Origin of the sequence: Aliivibrio sp. A6 (genome assembly GCF_028765505.1) — a bacterium.
GTDB classification, from domain to species: Bacteria; Pseudomonadota; Gammaproteobacteria; order Enterobacterales; family Vibrionaceae; genus Aliivibrio; species Aliivibrio finisterrensis_A.
Genome location: NZ_JARACR010000014.1, coordinates 12461 through 30353 on the forward strand (window position 1 = coordinate 12461; position 17893 = coordinate 30353).

Below are 17893 nucleotides of genomic sequence, written 5' to 3' on the forward strand. Positions count from 1 at the left end.
ACATCAATTGTATGTATAAAAAATAAAACTCTTATCAAATTTTGTTGATTTATGTAAATCTAAAACAATGTAAAATTCCCTTTATTGCCCACATATTAATCAACACTCACAAAAGCCATAAGAAAAGAGAATACGTCTAATCCCAGTAGGAAATATTGCAGACACAAATTTGGCGTGATTATTTTCTAAAAATTGTTTCTCACTCCTATAGAAATAGTGTAATTTGAACCTATAACGTATTTTTTTCATCAGGGTTTCACCATGCAAAATATTGGAATGTCATCAAAACTTAGCAGTGTATGCTACGACATCCGTGGTCCAGTTCTTAAACATGCTAAAAGAATGGAAGAGGAAGGCCACAAGATTCTTAAATTAAACATTGGGAATCCCGCCCCATTTGGTTTTGACGCCCCTGATGAAATCCTAGTTGATGTGATTAAAAACCTACCAACGTCGCAAGGTTACTGTGACTCAAAGGGTATCTACTCTGCTCGTAAAGCGGTGGTTCAACATTATCAACGTCGTGGTTTATTAGATTTAGATGTAGAAGATGTTTACATCGGTAATGGTGCATCTGAGCTAATCGTAATGGCAATGCAAGCGCTATTAAATAATGGCGATGAAATGCTAGTTCCTGCTCCTGATTACCCATTATGGACGGCTGCAGTGTCACTTTCAGGTGGTAAACCTGTGCATTACATCTGTGATGAAGGGGCAGATTGGTATCCAGATCTAGACGACATTAAAAAGAAAATCACACCAAACACAAAAGGCATCGTGTTAATTAACCCGAATAACCCAACTGGTGCGGTATACAGTCGTGATTTCTTACTACAAGTTGTCGAAATTGCACGTCAAAACAACCTAATCATCTTTGCTGATGAAATTTATGACAAAGTACTTTATGACGGTGCGGTTCATACTACCTTAGCAACATTGGCACCAGATCTTTTAACTGTGACGTTTAACGGTCTATCAAAAGCGTATCGAGTGTGTGGCTTCCGTGGTGGTTGGATGTTCTTGAATGGTCCGAAAGATCACGCTCAAGGCTACATTGCTGGCTTGGATATGCTCGCTTCAATGCGTTTATGTGCAAACGTACCAATGCAACATGCGATTCAAACAGCACTAGGTGGTTACCAAAGCATTAATGAACTTCTGCTTCCGGGTGGCCGTTTATTAGAGCAACGTGATAAAGCGTATGATCTTATTACACAAATTCCAGGCATCAGTTGTGTTAAGCCAAAAGGGGCGATGTATATGTTCCCTAAACTGGATCCTAAAATATATAAAATCAAAGATGATCAGAAGTTTGTACTGGATTTTTTAATCAAAGAGAAGGTTCTACTAGTTCAAGGAACTGGCTTTAACTGGCCAAAACCTGATCACTTCCGTATTGTAACGCTACCTCGTATTGACGATCTAGAAACAGCCATTGGTCGTTTAGAGCGCTTCTTACATACTTACAAGCAATAGTCTTTCTGGTTATAAAAATTCAAAAGCCTGCTCACTTCACTTGCAGGCTTTTTACTATTCGTAGCACTAAATTTTAATGACTAACGCTCACGCACAAAATGGTTTTGAATAATCGCACCAAGGAAGGTTTCGCTCTTCACAAACTTAAAGTTTAACGGCTGCTCTAAATCACCAAATAATGGTGAACCTCCACCTAAAAGTACAGGAATAGTGGTAATAATAAGCTCATCAATCAAATCTTCTTTTAAGAAATTTTGGATCGTCACACCACCATCGATATACAGATCTTTAAAACCTTTCGCATGAATATCGTTAAGAACTTCTTTTAACTCACCCTTAACTAAAAAGACTTTATCTTCATACCCTTCAGGTACTGATGCCATGGTATTACTCAGAACAAAAACGGGTTTGGAATACGGCCAATCAACACCAAAACTTAATACCATATCAAGCGTGTTACGCCCCATGACCATCGCATCAATACGATCAAAATGTTCAACAAACCCCATCGAATCTTGTTCTGGGTTTGGAATGGCATGTAGCCAATCAAGGCCTCCATTTTTATCCGCGATATATCCATCTAGGCTTGTTGCTATAAATACACTGTTTGACATTAAAAGCTCCGATATATCTAAATTTACTCTATTCTTTGGTAATAATTATTACGCAATACTGCCCTTAGGCGTCATATTAAAATGACGCTTAAACTCGCGACTAAATTGTGAAGTACTGGTATATCCAACTAAATGCGCGGCATCAGTTACTCGTCGCCCTTCTAGTTGAATTAATTCTTTGGCTTTATTCAAGCGTACTTTTTTTAAATACTGCAATGGGGATTCAAATGTTACTTTACGAAAAGCAGAATGAAAGGCAGAAACACTCATGTTCGCCTCTTCCGCTAAATGTTGCACGGTTAACCCATCCGCATAAGATTGATGCATCTTATTCATCGCTTTAGCAACTCGTGCATATTGGCTGTCATGATGAGCCAAATTAAATAAAACGTGCCCTTCAGGACCTGTAAGTGCTCGATACACAATTTCTGTAAGTAATGACTCACCTAGCATTTTTGTATCTAATTCAGAATGCAATGCAATCATTAATCGCTTACAGCTTTCAAGCATCTCGTCTGCCATTTTAACTGACGTTAAACCAAAACCATCTTGTTGCGACTGTCTACTTGGCTGAAAATCAGCCTCTTCTAATTCATTAACTAAGCGATGAAGCAACGACGAATCAACATCAATACTGAGCCCTAATAGCGGCTCTCCATTTTCAGGAAATGCTTCACACTCTAATGGCATAGGTACACCAACAACCAGATAATCATCAGGTCCATAACTGACAGGCTGATTGCCAATATGTATGTGTTTATGGCCTTTTCCCATCACTATGATGCCTGATTGATAAACAAAAGGCTGACGCTGGTTACCTTTACTGCTGCGATAAAACCATACACCAGGAATAGCCGTCTCTCTAATCCCTTCAAGATCATTAAAACCATAATGATCAGCATAGCTTTGCATTAATTCACCAAGAGAGCTCATCCTATTTCCTTTATCTAATCAAGATCACATCTATGACTTTCTTTTTTGAAAATACATGCAATTGTAGAAATAGGCAATAAAAAAGCAGAAACCTACCTTTCTAATGTCACAATTGAATACTAATATGCACTTATTGAAATAATAAGTTCTAGAAAATAGAACATCACCTTTTGGAAGAAATGAGGTACAGCAATGAAATTCTCTTACGTTAACCCGACACAAATTCATTTTGGCCAAGGTCAAATCGCAGCAATTGCTACATCAATCCCACAAGACCAAAAAGTATTAGTCATTTATGGCGGTGGTTCAATTAAAACAAATGGGGTTTATGACCAAGTTGTTACAGCACTGGCTAACCATTCTTGGATCGAGTTTTCAGGCGTTGAGCCAAACCCAACAGTTGAGACACTAGACAAAGCGGTTGCTATCGTTAAAGCAGAAAACGTAGATTATATTCTTGCTGTTGGTGGCGGATCTGTTATTGATGGTTCTAAGTACGTTGCTGCTGCAGCGAAATATGACGGTAATGGTTGGGATATCCTAATTGGTCAGCATACCGTGACAGAAGCTGTGCCACTGGGCGCAATTTTAACGCTACCGGCAACAGGCTCTGAATCTAACTCTGGTGCAGTAATCACTCAAAAATCGACACAAACTAAACTGCCTTTCATGGCGGCAGCAGTACAACCTAAATTTGCGGTTCTTGATCCTGATTCAATGAAAACATTACCTGAGCGCCAACTGATTAATGGTCTAGTCGATGCTTGGGTTCATACCTGTGAGCAATACTTAACAATGCCAACAGGTGCAATGGTTCAAGATGGGTACGCAGAAACGCTGTTACGTAATTTACTAACGCTTGGCGCTCAATACGACAACCGTAACAACAATGAATGGCGCTCAAACCTAATGTGGACAGCAAACCAAGCTTTAAATGGCCTTATTGGTACTGGTGTTCCTCATGATTGGGCTACGCACATGATTGGTCACGAACTGACTGCGCTTTATCATGTTGATCACGCTCGTTCTTTATCTATCATTCAGCCATCTTTACTTCGTAACCAAATCGAAGCAAAACGCGCTAAACTAGAGCAAATGGGTAAAAACGTATTTGGTTTAGAGATGTCAGATGATTTAGCAGAGCGCACTATTGTTGAAATCGAAACCTTCTACCATAGCTTAAACTCGCCAACAGAGTTAACGGAACATGGCGATGATAAAGCAACAGCGATTGATGCCATCATCAAGCAACTTGAAGCTCACGGAATGGTTGCATTAGGTGAACATCAAGCGATTACCCTTGAAGTGTCACGTGAGATTCTAGAAGACGCTGTGAAGTAATATCGCATCTCCATCGTTCTAGATACAAAATAAAAAGCCGATTTAGCACACTGTAATGCTAAATCGGCTTTTCTTATTCTTAATAAATTAAAATAATGAATAGATCACTTAATCACAGGCTTCTTTCTACGCTCCCATTGAGTAATGAAAGCAACAGAAGCTATGATTATTGCCGCACCTAACCATAAGCGTCCTGGAGGTGCCCAACCAAATACTACCCACCCAGCTAACACATTTAATGGCAATTTAGCGTGATCAAACGGCTGCACAAACGACGCATCAGCAACAGCATAGGCTTTTACGATAGCCCATTGCGCCAATGCCGTCATTACACCAGCGCCAAATAGTAATAGCCACACATTCATACCGCTTGGTGTTTGCCAATCGGGTAACGCCAATAAGATATTAAATGGGGTAATAAGAACCAAAAGATACACTACCATAGTCGATGGTGAATCGTTTGACGACATCTTCTTAACCATTAACGAATAACAAGCCCAGAAGAAAGCAGCGCCAACAGGTAATAGTGTTGCCCATGTAAAGCTATCTGCCCATGGCTCAAGAATAATCATCGCCCCAACAAAACCAGCTAATGTTGCACACCAACGAGCCGCACCGACTTTCTCTTTTAAGAATAAGCCAGAGCCAATAGTCGCAAATAAAGGAGAGGTCATTAAAAGGGCGATGCCTTGCCAAATCGGAACTGGGTAAGCTAATGCCCACAACCACAGTTGAATACCAATTACCGACAAGAATACACGCAGCGCATGCATACCAAAATGCTCAGTACGAAGTGAATTACGAAGCCCTAATGTGCGTAAATACGGCAAAATAACAACAAGTGCTATCGCGTATTGAACCAGTGCTACCATGGTTGATGGTAAGCCAAAGTTCATACTGACGTATTGAGCAATACTGTTAACTATCGCAAAGGCAAGGCCTGCAGTTAACATCCAAGACGCACCTTGGACAGGTTGATGCTGAGACATAAAGGTCATTATTCACATTGAAAAAAGGGAAACAAATCATACGACTGTTCCCCTCATTTGCCAACCGTTAACCCCTAACAAACCCCTATAAACTGGGCTTATTAGCTCATAAATTTATGACTTAAGATTTTTAGCATCCATTTTTTGTGTTTTAACAGCAACCTTGCTCTTGGTAACCAATTTGGTGTATTCAATATGGTTTTAGCGTGAGAGAAGGTTTGAAAGCCTTCAATGCCATGGTAACTCCCTACGCCTGAATCACCAATGCCTCCAAAAGGAGCATCATCAGCAGCCACATGCATCATAGTGTCATTAACGGCTAAGCCACCACTGTGTGTTTTCTGACTGATGTCTTTAACCAGCTGTTTATCTAATGACATCACATATAATGCTAATGGGCGCGGACGCGCCTGAATATAATTCAAGGGTTCTTCGATTTTGTCATAACCCATAATTGGCAATATCGGTCCAAAAATCTCCTCTTTCATTACTTGCATGTCGTCAGTTACGTTCGTCAGTAAACGAGGTAAGAATGAACGACCGTCTATTTTCTCAACATCACCAATCGCCGTAATTATGGCTCCCTTCTCTTGGGCATCTTCAAGGTAGTTATTTAGACGATTATATTGAGCTTGGTTAATGATATGGCTGTATTCTCGTCGTCCCTTTTTCTCAGGAAAAGCTTGTAAAAATCGACGAGAATAAAGCGAGATAAAGTCATCCACTTTATTTTTAGGAACAAAGACATAATCAGGCGCAACACAAATTTGGCCTGCATTCATAGACTTGCCAAGCATAATAGCATCTACCGCTGATGTTAAATCGGCATCTTCTGCGATGATCACTGGTGATTTCCCACCTAGCTCAAGAGTCACAGGTGTCAGATTTTTAGCCGCAGCACTGGCGACTAGCTTACCGACTTGAGTTGAGCCTGTGAATAATAGATGGTTAAAAGGCAATTGTGAGAACTCTGCCGCGACATCCCCCTCTCCTTCAATAATACAAACGTGCTGAGAAAGCTCAGCGAACACACGGCGAAGCACTTGATTTGTTTGAGGCGTGTATTCACTTAACTTGACCATGACACGGTTGCCCGCAGCAATTGCAGTTACAATAGGCGCAATACTTAAATAGATAGGAAAATTCCAAGGGACAATAACACCAACAACGCCAAGCGGCTGATAACACACTGACACCTTTGAAGGAGAGAGCAATAGTCCTGCATGGCGCTTTTTAACGTTAAGCCATTTAGGCAAACGCTTAAGCGTATAATTGATGTGTTGAATGGAAGGCATCAAATCACAAATACTTGAATCAAAATGACTTCTAAACCCATAATCTTGTTCAAGTGCTGAGACTAAAGCCCCTTTTTCAGTTAAAAGCGCCGCTTTTAATTTGATAAGTAGTGATAGCCGATCTTCTTTTGCAGGGTAAGGAGACGCTTGATATGCCTGTTGAAGCTGCTCAAATTCATACGATAAATTAACGACACTGTTCATGGTCTAAGTCCATTTATTGGCCAAAAAATCATTATAGCAATGCCATTTAATTCGCGAAATCATTCTACTTTAGGCCTGTGCTCTTCTTCTCTTTTTTAAATAACTCATTGATCTTTTTGTAACAAGGCTGTAATGATATAGAGATAGTAATAACTGTGAGAACAATAATAATGAATAAACCAACCAATATTACTCTGTCCCCACAATGGGAAGATCGCATAAGTAACGAACAAAAGTTACGTCGTAATGATCAGCGCAGCGTTTTTCAACGAGATCGTGCTCGTATTCTCCATTCTGCTGCTTTTCGTCGCCTTCAAGCAAAAACTCAAGTTCACGGTCCAGGCAGTGCCAATGATTTTTATCGCACGCGCTTAACACATTCTTTAGAGGTTTCACAAATTGGCACTGGTGTAGTTGCACAACTTAAATTAAGGCAGCCCGAGTTTCGTAACCTATTAACCTCTACCAGTTTAATGGAAAGTATCTGTTTAGCTCATGATATAGGCCACCCTCCTTTTGGTCATGGTGGTGAGATTGCGCTTAATTATATGATGCGTGATCATGGCGGGTTTGAAGGCAATGGGCAGACGTTACGAATTTTAAGTAAACTAGAGCCTTATACTGAACATTTCGGTATGAACTTAGCAAGAAGAACTCTACTTGGTGTTCTTAAATACCCTGCATTTTTAGACCAAGTTCACTCTAGCTTCCACCCTGAACCGGTCGCTAACTTACGTCACTTAAAATCCATTGAATGGCATCCACCGAAAGGAATTTACCGTGATGATGAACAGATCCTAAATTGGGTTTTGACCCCACTATCTGATCACGATAAAGCCCTGCTATCTACACTTCGGTTCCAAAAAGAAGGCGATAATAGCCATAGAAAAACACGCTTTAAATCCATTGATTGCTCAATCATGGAGCTAGCTGATGATATTGCTTATGGTGTTCATGATTTAGAAGACGCGATTGTGATGGGGATTGTCACTCGTAACCAATGGCAAGAATCTGTAGCAAGTAAGCTTGCCGAGTGTGGTGATGAATGGTTTGAAGCTAATATTGAAACCATCAGTGACAAGCTGTTTTCAGGTCTTCAATATCAACGTAAAGATGGGATTGGTAGTATTGTAAATGCATTATTAACCTCTATTAGTATTAAAAAAACGACGTTCGAGGAAGAGCCTGAGTTCGATTCAGAATTACTGCGTTGGAATGCATATTTAAGCCCGTCCATGACTTATGCCTTAGAAGTGCTTAAAAAGTTTGTAGGTAAATACGTAATTCACCACTCTGAAATGCAACGGATTGAGTACAAAGGTCAGCAAATTGTGATGGAAATATTTGATGCGTTAAATTCTGATCCTGAACGTTTATTGCCTGAAAATGATAAACGAGAATGGCAAGAAGCAATGATGTCAGGTGGTAATGCGCATCGAGTGATTGCTGACTATATTGCCGGCATGACCGATGGTTATGCTCAGCGTTTATATAATCAGCTTTTTGTTCCTATTTGATCGAATACCGAACAATAAAAGAACTACTCTGAACGGTAGTTCTTTTGATACACCCCTTCCGGCATTTGGCTAATATGAAATTCTATCATGTTGTCAAAAGCCGTTAGAATCGAACCAAATTTATCGGCAGTTTCTGATGCTGTCGATTCATTATCTAATTGACTGAGTACATGGTAACCCGCTTCTGCTGTTGATAGAGCGTTGTCTTTTGGCGCTTTTCGAACACGATAATTGCCCGATAACTCAGTATCAAGATGCACCTTGGGTAATGAATGCAGATTCGTCGAGAGCTGCCACATCTTGTAGGCTTTCTTCCACGTCCCATCCAATAAAATTACACGCTGTTTTTTCTCTGATGTATTCGAGGCCGATGAAATCACCTGGCTTGTGTTGTCTAAAAAAAGCACTTGATGCTGATAATTATCATCACTTAATAATTGGTTTAATTCAGAATGCTCAGTAAAATTCTCACCAATAAAAGTGCGACAGTTTGCCAAACTTAGCGATAGGATCTTCGCTGTCCCTAATGGTCGCTTAGCTTCTGTTGGATGCTGTAGTATGATGAGTTCAATCTCAGTAGAGATCGGGGTTATCCATTTACAAATGCAGGCTTTTTTTGTTTTTAAACATTGAAGACAAAATCGAATCACAAGGAACCTTTGTTTTGTTGAAATTACTTTTTCCCATTTTAGTTATGCTTGGGTTTGCACAACTAACACCAGTATCTGATTTTTTTACTTGGGACAGAAACTTAATTCTACAAGGCGAGGTTTGGCGATTAATTACGGGTAACTTTACCCATACTAACCTTGCTCACCTAATAATGAATGCTGCCGCACTAATGGTATTTTGTTTTATTTTTAAGGACATATTAAATCCAAAAAAATTGTGGGGCCTACTGCTTTCTATCAGTTTAATGACTGGAGGGCTTCTCTTATTATCTCCTATCCAATCTTATGTAGGCTTATCTGGTGTATTACATGGCTTATTTATCTGGGCTGCGATTGAAGACATCAAACAGCAACGAAGTACAGGGTGGTTATTACTCGTCGGTGTCGTCGCTAAAATTGCTTGGGAACAATACTTTGGAGCAAGCGCTTCAACCATATCTTTAATAAATGCTAACGTTGCTATAGAGGCTCACCTAATTGGAGCATGTTGTGGTGCAATACTCCAATTACTCTACTATTTCTATACACTTAGTACAGCCTCTGACGCCCCAAAATAGAATGAGATAGCGTTGTACCGTCCACTAATTCTAGCTCTCCGCCCATAGGGACACCGTGCGCAATTCGACTTGCAGGGACTTGGTGCTCCTGACACACTTCAGCAATATAGTGAGCTGTCGCTTCGCCTTCTACCGTCGGGTTCGTTGCTAAAATCACTTCGGTAATATCGCCACGGCCTAAACGGTGGTCAAATAAATCTAAACCGATATCACTTGGACCGATACCATCAAGAGGAGAGAGATGCCCCATTAAAACAAAATAACGCCCAGAGAATTGCCCTGTTGCTTCTACCGCAACGATATCGGCAGGACTTTCTACGATACACAACTCACCGCTGGCTTGACGTTTTGGGTTTAAACAAATTGCACACGTATCTTCTTCAGTAAATGTTCTACATTCTGAGCAATGTCCAATCTCAGACATCGCACGAGACAAAGAGTCCGCCAGTTGCATTCCCCCTTGACGGTTACGTTGTAAAAGATGAAACGCCATTCGTTGAGCTGATTTTGGACCAACGCCAGGTAGGCATCGTAATGATTCCATTAATTGTTCTAATAAACCACTTGTTCGCATAGTTTTTTTATATTCCAGAAAAGAAAAAGGCAGCCACTTAGCCGCCTAATTTTACCAAGATAAATATGAATAATCTGTCTTGATTTTTATCATTTAAGATAAATTAGAATGGCATTTTAAAGCCTGGTGGCATTTGCATTCCACCAGTAACACCAGCCATTTTTTCTTTTTGTGTTTCTTCAATGCGACGAGAAGCATCATTGAACGCGGCTGCGATCAAATCTTCTAGCATCTCTTTTTCGTCTTCTTCCATTAAGCTTGGATCGATTTCAACACGACGAACACTGTGAGAACCTGTGATAGTAACCTTAACAAGGCCAGCACCTGATTCACCAGTTACTTCCATGTTTGCGATTTCTTCTTGCATTTTTTGCATGCGATCTTGCATTTGCTGGGCTTGCTTCATCAAGTTGCCCATGCCGCCTTTTCCACCGAACATAATTATTCTCTCTTAAATTTACTTCTTTGTTACTAAGAAAATGGGGATGAATATTACAATTTCAACCCATATGTATATTTTACTTTATTTGTATAAGAACGAATTAAATCGGCCTTACACTTTCTTGATCCATTTCTGCACCAAACCTCTGTATAAAGAAATTCACGTGTGGATCTTGTTGTAAACTTTGGTACGCCGTTTGTAATTTGGTTTGATACATTTGCTCACGTAATTCTAAAGGTGTCGTACCCTCAGTACTAATATCAATCAATACTGTGATGTCTTTATTAAGCGCCTGACTCAATGCCTGAGCTACCAATTCATTGGCTTTATCGCCATTCAAATGAGACTGAGCTGCTCTCAAATGTAATGTTACTTGGTTGTCTTTCTCAACAAACGACGAATTTAACACTAACTGTTGAACCAATTTTGGCAGGGTTAATGACATGGCCAGTGCTGACCATTCATCTTGCTTTGATGATTCTTCCACCAGTAATTTTACCATCTCTGGTGTTTTTTCATGCTCTAGTGCTTGCTTTAACTTGGTTGGAGTAATATCACTCACGACCTTTTTCTGTTCAGGTTGTGTTGATTTCCAACGATAAGGCTCTTCTGGTTTTTTCTCTTGTGCTGCTGAACTTCCAATTTGCGACACCTGAGCACGAGGGGCTAAATGCTGTTTTTCAGCAATGCGTTCTAGCACTGAACTCGTTTTTTTCTTATCGGATGCCGCACTAGACTTTTTTGAGCCAGTACCATTGTTTGTGTTAGCTAAATTATTTTTTGCACTGCGTAACTGGTTACGAACGCCAAGCAAACCCGTTTTTGGTGCAACAGCAGGCTCTTGCTGTACAGGAGGTACAGAAGATGACGTTTGCTGCATTGATTGATGCGAATCCCCCATAGGAGGCGCATCATACATAGGTGGTTGCTCTGACTCTACTGGTGGTACGTATTGATTCTGAGTATTCGCTTGTTGTGGTTGAGCGATTTGAGATGCCTGACGCTGAACTGGCGTTTGAGGTCTCATCGTTGCTGGATTTGAGTCTACAAGCGGTGCTGACTGCTGCCTTGGCATCGCCATAGGTTGAACAACTTGAGGCTCTGTTGATGGTACAGCAATCGGCTGAGCATCTAACTGTTGTGCATGAACGGGACGAAACGCAACCATTCTTAGCAGCATCATTTCAACGCCCGTTTTTTCCGTTGGCGCTAACGGTAAATCTTTACGGCTTTGTAAGGCAATTTGATAAAAAAGCTGCACTTCTTGTGGAGATAATTGGCCACTTAACAGTTCAATACGCTCTGCATCTGGCTGTGTTTTATCCAAAGTAGCCGGCAGTGCTTGATACATGGCTAATTTATGCAATTGATTAGCGATTTCTTTTGCTAATCCATCCCATTCAATCCCCATATCAGCAAGATCATTCACACAGCTCATTAATGTCTGCATGTTTTTCGTGCTTATAGCCTCTAAAATCCGAACCGCTTGATCCGTGTCTAAAGTGCCTAGCATCGCTGAAACAATATCAGTGGTAACAGAGCCATTACCCAATGCTATCGCTTGATCTGTCAAGCTCAGTGCATCACGCATACTGCCGTCAGCAGCATGAGCAATCAGGCCTAATGCTCTTGCGTCTTTTGTTACTTCTTCTTTATCTAAAACAAAATCTAGCTGCTCATGAATTTGATCAACACTGATGTGCTTTAGATGGAATTGCAAACAACGAGACAATATCGTTACAGGCAGTTTCTGTGGATCGGTCGTTGCTAATAAAAATTTGACGTACTCTGGCGGCTCTTCCAATGTTTTTAATAACGCATTGAAACTATGGCGCGACAGCATATGAACTTCATCGATCAAATAAACCTTAAAACGACCACGCGCAGGTTTATATTGAACATTATCAAGCAGTTCACGAGTATCTTCTACTTTGGTTCTAGAAGCGGCATCGATCTCAAGTAAATCAACAAAACGTCCTTCGTCGATTTCCTTACAAGTAGAACACACACCGCAAGGGGTTGATGTGATCCCTTCTTCACAGTTCAACCCTTTCGCGAACAAACGTGCAATGGTGGTTTTACCCACACCACGAGTTCCGCTAAATAAGTAAGCGTGATGAAGTCGATTATGGTCAAGTGCGTTTTCCAACGCCGTAAGCACGTGAGGCTGGCCAACCACATCTTTAAAATGATGCGGACGCCACTTACGTGCCAGAACTTGATAGCTCATAGAATACAGCCCAAAATAAAATAGATCTAAATCGTAGCACAGCAAAAAAATGAGATCTCCCTTGATAGAGAGATCTCACTCAATTTATTGTGTATATGAGGAATTAGTGACCAGCAAACTCACAGATGCTGTATACGTTTAGGCCTAAACCTTCTAAACGAGTTTCACCACCAATTTCTGGTAGGTTAATAACAAATGCTGCGTGCTCAACTTCACCACCAAGTTGACGGATCAGTTTTACTGTTGCTTCAATCGTACCGCCAGTAGCTAGTAGGTCATCAACCACTAATACTTTATCACCTTCAACAATTGCATCAGTATGAATTTCTAGCGTATCTGTACCGTATTCAAGATCATACGTTTGTGCGATTGTCGGACGTGGAAGTTTTCCAGGCTTACGTACAGGAACAAAACCAACACCTAACTCTAGCGCTAATGGTGCACCAAATAAGAAACCACGAGCTTCAGTACCAACAATCTTAGTAAAGCCACCTTGTTTATATTTCTCTACAAGTAGCTGAATTGTCGCTTGATATGCTTTTGGGTCTTCCATCAAGCTAGTTACATCACGGAACATGATGCCTGCTTTTGGGTAATCAGGAATAGATTTGATGCTGCTTTTAATCAGTTCAAGTGTTTCTGTCGACATGATTTTGTCCTATTCTGCCTAAATCCGGCATTAAAAAAAATTAACCGACTTATGTTATTCACTTTCTGTGTTGTGAGCAAGTATTACCCGTCGAGATGAGCAGTTGTTCTAATGCCTATTGCGCTAGTCGATTATTTTAAAAATTAAGAACTTGGGATGGTTGAAAACCAATATAGAAGTGTAATTGCTAATACTAACAATAAAAATTTCACCCACAAAACTGGCGCTATTATGATAGAGAGAAGAAAGCTAAGCACTATCATTACAAACGCCTTCTTTTTAATGGAGGCCTTGATAGTTTTACACGCCTGCCACTCAACAATAGGAGGGCCTAAATAAGGGTGCTTAATAAGCCAAGCATGGATTCGAGGTGAAGCTCGCATAAAACATGCGCTAGCAAAGATCAAAAATGGCGTCGTTGGTAGGAGAGGTAAAAATACACCAATAAGACCTAGAACTAATGCGATAACGCCAATAAAAAACCAAAACGCCTTATGGGTAAAATGCAAATCTGTCTCTCTAAACCAAAACTATACTCTAACGTGAGGCTATCACTAAACAATCAATCTATGAAGAACTTAATTCAAGCTTAAAACTGCTACACCCTAAACTGTTTAAAAGTAAGCTATTTTCCTGTGTAATAGGGAAACGATGTACCTTGTTATTTTCGGCTCCCTGAGTTAATTGTTCGCTTCCTCGTACCACACTGCGCTCTTTCTGATTATCCCATACGGCATCAAGTCCTGCAGATAAAATAAAGATGGCCTCATCAGAAAAATCGACATACCCAAACATACCTGACATGGGGTAAGAATGTGCCATCGTTGCCATTCCTTTTTCAATCGAAGCAACCATTTTTGGTATTGTATTTAATGTAATGTTTTGATCTCGGATCAAATCATTAAAAAATGCTCTGATCAACAGACAAGAAACAACACCACTCTCCTCATCTGATTTTGAGTCGACAAGATAAAAGAATAAACGGCCATCTAACAACCACTCATAATCAAAAATCAGTGGCATTCCATCTGCTGGTTGTAATAATCGATAACTTAATTTCCAATTACCTTGCTGCGCATCATTTTCTGGCAACAACTCAAATAAAAGCTCTCTGCCTATATTAGGTTCATTTTGTAAATGGTCTAAGTGCCAATGCAGCTCATCATTACAACTTTTATCAAGTTCTGATGTTCTGAACCATTGGCTAGAAAAGTCCTGCATCCGCTGAGAACTCTCTTCACTTAACTTTAACGCCGATACCAATGATTTAATCAAAATAGAAATATCATTGATAGGCTTAACTAAAAAATCTTTTGCTCCTAAACGCAACACTTTTGCCACATCTTGCATATCTCCACTGCCTGAAATGACAATGATTGGCAACATTGGGTATTCTAAAACGGCTTCCTCAACAAACTCGATGCCATTTAAGATTGGCATCGCTAAATCACACAACAACACATCTGGTAATGCGTTTTGTAATATTTTCAACCCTTCTAAGCCATTACAAGCTTCTTTAACATTGCATGAATAACTTTCTAAAACCGCTTTTACCATAGATCGAAAAACAGGATCGTCATCAACAATCAATACATCTTTATTAAAAAGTAAATCTTCTACTGGTGCTTTAACTTCATCTACATTTTTTTCGCACTGCTCTATCGACATACGACAACCCTCTGCACGTTCCTTAGCAAATAATGGATACTTCCTTTATTTTTGTTATTACTCAGAATAAATTTAGTTCTATATTGGGTGGAGCACAAATATTTTTAGATAAGATTATTAATAACTGCTAAGAAATTGGCGAAAATGCTCTTTTATTTATAGAATTTCACTTTAGTTGACTTATAACAACACGTCCCTTACTGTTTTAGTTACACTTTAGCGCTCGAAAAAACAGAGAGTATCTTAATATAATGAAGTTAGATGATTTAAATTTGTTTCGACAGGTTGTTGATAATGGCAGCTATACTGCCGCCTCAAGAAAAACCCTAATCCCTGTTGCGACAATTACTCGTCGGATTCAAGCCTTAGAAGATTCTTTAGATATTCGCTTACTTAATCGCCACGCTCGCAAGTTATCACTAACAGAAGCGGGACAAAAGTTTTATGATGAATGCGCCCCAATTTTAGCGACCTTAGTTAATACCAGTGAATGCCTAGGTGAAGAGTGCCGTGGCGCTGCTGGTAAATTAAAAATCGCAGCTCCCTCAAACCTGACCAAACGCATGATTCAACCTATCTTAAATAAGTTTATGCTGATCTATCCTAATATCAGTATTAACTTAACTATGAGCAACCAACCAGAACAGCTTGACCCAACTGATTGGGATATTGTTTTCCGTGTTGGAAAGCAAAGAGACTCGTCACTTATTGCTCGTCAAATTGGATCTTTAGAAGATATTTTAGTCGCTAGCCCTGCTTATTTAGAAGCAAATTCAGAGCCAACACACGCACAAGAGTTACATGAACACCATTTACTAAAAGGCAACCCTTTAATGCGTTGGCGTTTAACGAATAATGATGGTGAATCTGTCACAATTACTGATGCTGGGCGTTTTGAGGCGAGTGAACTTAATGTAATTCGAATGGCTTGTTCTGATGGTTTAGGGATAACGCTAATGCCAGATATCATGATCCGCCAATACCTTGCTGATGGCTCACTAGTACGCGTTCTTAAAGACTGGTCAGCGAATCCTAGAGATATTTATATGATTTATAACCATAAAGATCATCAACCTGAAAAAGTCCGTCTTTTTATTGATTTCGTAAGTAGCCACGTACCAAGTTAATACGACAACACATTTCAGGACAAGACACACATACAAAAAAAGCCTGTGATAACAGATATCACAGGCTTTTCTTTAGACGAAATTTAAATTTCTTCGTTATAAATATCTAAGCTTGCTACATTTTGAGCTTCATGATCTTTTTTTGCATCGTCACCACGTAAACTTTCTAAATACTCTAAGTAATTTTGGTCTACATCACCAGTTACATAGTGCGCATTAAAAACTGAGGTTTCAAAGCGTTCAATTTCACGGTTACCACAACCGACAGCATCAACTAAATCTGACAGATCTTGGAATATTAATGCGTCAGCACCAATTTGCTTACAGATTTCATCCACTTCACGGCCATGAGCAATTAACTCATTTGCACTTGGCATATCAATACCGTATACGTTCGGGAAACGAATCTCTGGCGCAGCTGATACCATGTAAACATTTTTAGCACCTGAATCTCGTGCCATTTCAATAATCTGCTCAGAAGTAGTACCACGAACAATTGAGTCATCAACCAGCAGTACATTCTTATCTTTAAATTCTGAACGAATAGCGTTTAATTTACGACGTACCGATTTTTTACGCTCTTGCTGACCTGGCATAATAAACGTACGGCCAACATAACGGTTTTTCACAAACCCTTGGCGGTAAGGCTTATTAATAATTTGAGCAATCTCAAGGGCAATATCGCATGAAGTTTCAGGGATAGGTAAAACTACATCTATCTCTAGATCTTCCCATTCACGTTTGATTTTTTCACCCAAACGCTTACCCATTTCAACTCGTGCACTGTATACCGAAATTTTATCAATAAATGAATCTGGACGAGCAAAGTAAACGAATTCAAAGATACATGGATTTAACTTTGGATCATGCGCACATTGTTGTGTATATAGACCACCTTCAAATGGTGCATATATAGCTTCACCTGGTGCTACGTCACGTACAAAATCAAAACCGACAGCATCAAGAGCGACGGATTCAGACGCCACCATATACTCTGTACGGCCTTCTACTTCACGTTTACCTAGGCATAATGGACGAATGCCATTTGGATCACGGAAAGCAACCATTCCATGACCAATCACCATTGCCGTTACCGCATAAGCACCACGAATTTGTTCATGTACTTTAGCTACTGTTTTAAAGATATCGTCTTGAGTGAGTGGGTAATTCTTAGATTCATCAAGATGGTGAGCAAAGATGTTTAATAATACTTCTGAATCAGAAGTCGTATTAACATGGCGACGCTCTTGTTCAAATAAAGTCTCACGGATTTCATTCGCATTGGTTAAGTTACCATTGTGCGCTAATGTGATCCCAAAAGGAGAGTTTACATAGAAAGGCTGTGCTTCTGAGGCACTAGAACTACCTGCTGTAGGGTATCGAACATGTCCAATACCAACGTTACCTTGTAGGCGTTGCATGTGTTTTGTTTCAAACACATCCTTCACCAAACCGTTCGCCTTTCTCAGACGGAAACGATTGCTTTCTATGGTAATAATACCAGCAGCATCTTGGCCACGATGTTGTAGCACTGTTAAAGCGTCATAGATTGACTGGTTTACTGGTGTTGCGCCCACGATTCCAACAATACCGCACATGTCCTAGA

At 40.0% G+C, this 17893-nt stretch carries 17 protein-coding genes; 5 read left to right on the plus strand and 12 right to left on the minus strand.

Going from position 1 to position 17893, the window contains the following annotated elements; all coding sequences use genetic code 11:
* The first annotated feature begins 261 nt into the window (after positions 1 to 261).
* The gene (locus PVK70_RS09875) at positions 262 to 1476 is read left to right on the plus strand and encodes a pyridoxal phosphate-dependent aminotransferase (RefSeq protein ID WP_130048177.1); all 1215 of its coding nucleotides are present in this window, start codon (positions 262 to 264) and stop codon (positions 1474 to 1476) included.
* An 80-nt stretch (positions 1477 to 1556) separates the two neighbouring features.
* Here the strand turns inward: PVK70_RS09875 and PVK70_RS09880 are convergent, their stop codons facing one another.
* Positions 1557 to 2090 (minus strand): dihydrofolate reductase family protein, encoded by a 534-nt coding sequence (locus PVK70_RS09880; protein ID WP_130048178.1) that lies wholly within the window; start codon positions 2088 to 2090, stop codon positions 1557 to 1559.
* Between the two features lie 48 nt (positions 2091 to 2138).
* On the minus strand, positions 2139 to 3023 hold the full coding sequence (locus tag PVK70_RS09885; protein WP_130048179.1) for an AraC family transcriptional regulator: 885 nt from the start codon (positions 3021 to 3023) through the stop codon (positions 2139 to 2141).
* 192 nt (positions 3024 to 3215) lie between these two features.
* On the opposite strand from PVK70_RS09885, the gene PVK70_RS09890 reads away from it, so the two are divergent.
* Positions 3216 to 4364: an iron-containing alcohol dehydrogenase gene (locus tag PVK70_RS09890; protein ID WP_130048180.1), complete on the plus strand. Its 1149-nt coding sequence runs from the start codon at positions 3216 to 3218 to the stop codon at positions 4362 to 4364.
* A 104-nt stretch (positions 4365 to 4468) separates the two neighbouring features.
* Here PVK70_RS09890 and PVK70_RS09895 read toward each other — a convergent pair whose 3' ends face one another.
* Positions 4469 to 5353: a DMT family transporter gene (locus tag PVK70_RS09895; protein WP_130048181.1), complete on the minus strand. Its 885-nt coding sequence runs from the start codon at positions 5351 to 5353 to the stop codon at positions 4469 to 4471.
* A 101-nt stretch (positions 5354 to 5454) separates the two neighbouring features.
* Positions 5455 to 6852 carry a coniferyl aldehyde dehydrogenase gene (locus PVK70_RS09900; protein ID WP_130048182.1) on the minus strand — a complete coding sequence of 466 codons (1398 nt, stop codon included), beginning with the start codon at positions 6850 to 6852 and terminating at the stop codon, positions 5455 to 5457.
* 170 nt (positions 6853 to 7022) lie between these two features.
* On the opposite strand from PVK70_RS09900, the gene PVK70_RS09905 reads away from it, so the two are divergent.
* The gene (locus tag PVK70_RS09905) at positions 7023 to 8369 is read left to right on the plus strand and encodes an anti-phage deoxyguanosine triphosphatase (RefSeq protein WP_130048183.1); all 1347 of its coding nucleotides are present in this window, start codon (positions 7023 to 7025) and stop codon (positions 8367 to 8369) included.
* A gap of 23 nt (positions 8370 to 8392) precedes the next feature.
* On the opposite strand, the gene PVK70_RS09910 is transcribed toward PVK70_RS09905, so the two are convergent.
* Entirely contained in the window at positions 8393 to 9019 is a 627-nt protein-coding gene (locus tag PVK70_RS09910) for a tRNA-uridine aminocarboxypropyltransferase (protein ID WP_130048184.1), read from the minus strand.
* 14 nt (positions 9020 to 9033) lie between these two features.
* On the opposite strand from PVK70_RS09910, the gene rrtA reads away from it, so the two are divergent.
* Entirely contained in the window at positions 9034 to 9597 is a 564-nt protein-coding gene (rrtA, locus tag PVK70_RS09915; RefSeq protein ID WP_130048185.1) for a rhombosortase, read from the plus strand.
* Here the strand turns inward: rrtA and recR are convergent.
* The 6 genes from recR to PVK70_RS09945 form a co-directional block, all read right to left on the minus strand.
* On the minus strand, positions 9569 to 10171 hold the full coding sequence (gene recR, locus PVK70_RS09920; protein WP_130045478.1) for a recombination mediator RecR: 603 nt from the start codon (positions 10169 to 10171) through the stop codon (positions 9569 to 9571). The genes rrtA and recR overlap by 29 nt on opposite strands.
* 103 nt (positions 10172 to 10274) lie before the next feature.
* The gene (locus PVK70_RS09925; RefSeq protein ID WP_130045479.1) at positions 10275 to 10610 is read right to left on the minus strand and encodes a YbaB/EbfC family nucleoid-associated protein; all 336 of its coding nucleotides are present in this window, start codon (positions 10608 to 10610) and stop codon (positions 10275 to 10277) included.
* A 103-nt stretch (positions 10611 to 10713) separates the two neighbouring features.
* On the minus strand, positions 10714 to 12843 hold the full coding sequence (dnaX, locus tag PVK70_RS09930) for a DNA polymerase III subunit gamma/tau (protein WP_130048186.1): 2130 nt from the start codon (positions 12841 to 12843) through the stop codon (positions 10714 to 10716).
* Positions 12844 to 12946: 103 nt separating this feature from the next.
* Positions 12947 to 13492, minus strand: coding sequence for an adenine phosphoribosyltransferase (gene apt, locus PVK70_RS09935; RefSeq protein ID WP_130045481.1), 546 nt, complete (start codon positions 13490 to 13492; stop codon positions 12947 to 12949).
* Between the two features lie 143 nt (positions 13493 to 13635).
* A complete protein-coding gene (locus PVK70_RS09940) occupies positions 13636 to 14001 on the minus strand; it encodes a YbaN family protein (protein WP_130048187.1) in 366 nt (121 codons plus the stop codon).
* Positions 14002 to 14059: 58 nt separating this feature from the next.
* On the minus strand, positions 14060 to 15160 hold the full coding sequence (locus PVK70_RS09945; RefSeq protein WP_130048188.1) for a response regulator: 1101 nt from the start codon (positions 15158 to 15160) through the stop codon (positions 14060 to 14062).
* A 251-nt stretch (positions 15161 to 15411) separates the two neighbouring features.
* Between PVK70_RS09945 and PVK70_RS09950 the strand changes: the two genes are divergently transcribed.
* Positions 15412 to 16287: a LysR family transcriptional regulator gene (locus PVK70_RS09950; protein WP_130048189.1), complete on the plus strand. Its 876-nt coding sequence runs from the start codon at positions 15412 to 15414 to the stop codon at positions 16285 to 16287.
* 83 nt (positions 16288 to 16370) lie between these two features.
* On the opposite strand, the gene purF is transcribed toward PVK70_RS09950, so the two are convergent.
* On the minus strand, positions 16371 to 17885 hold the full coding sequence (gene purF / locus PVK70_RS09955; RefSeq protein WP_130048190.1) for an amidophosphoribosyltransferase: 1515 nt from the start codon (positions 17883 to 17885) through the stop codon (positions 16371 to 16373).
* Positions 17886 to 17893 lie beyond the last annotated feature (8 nt).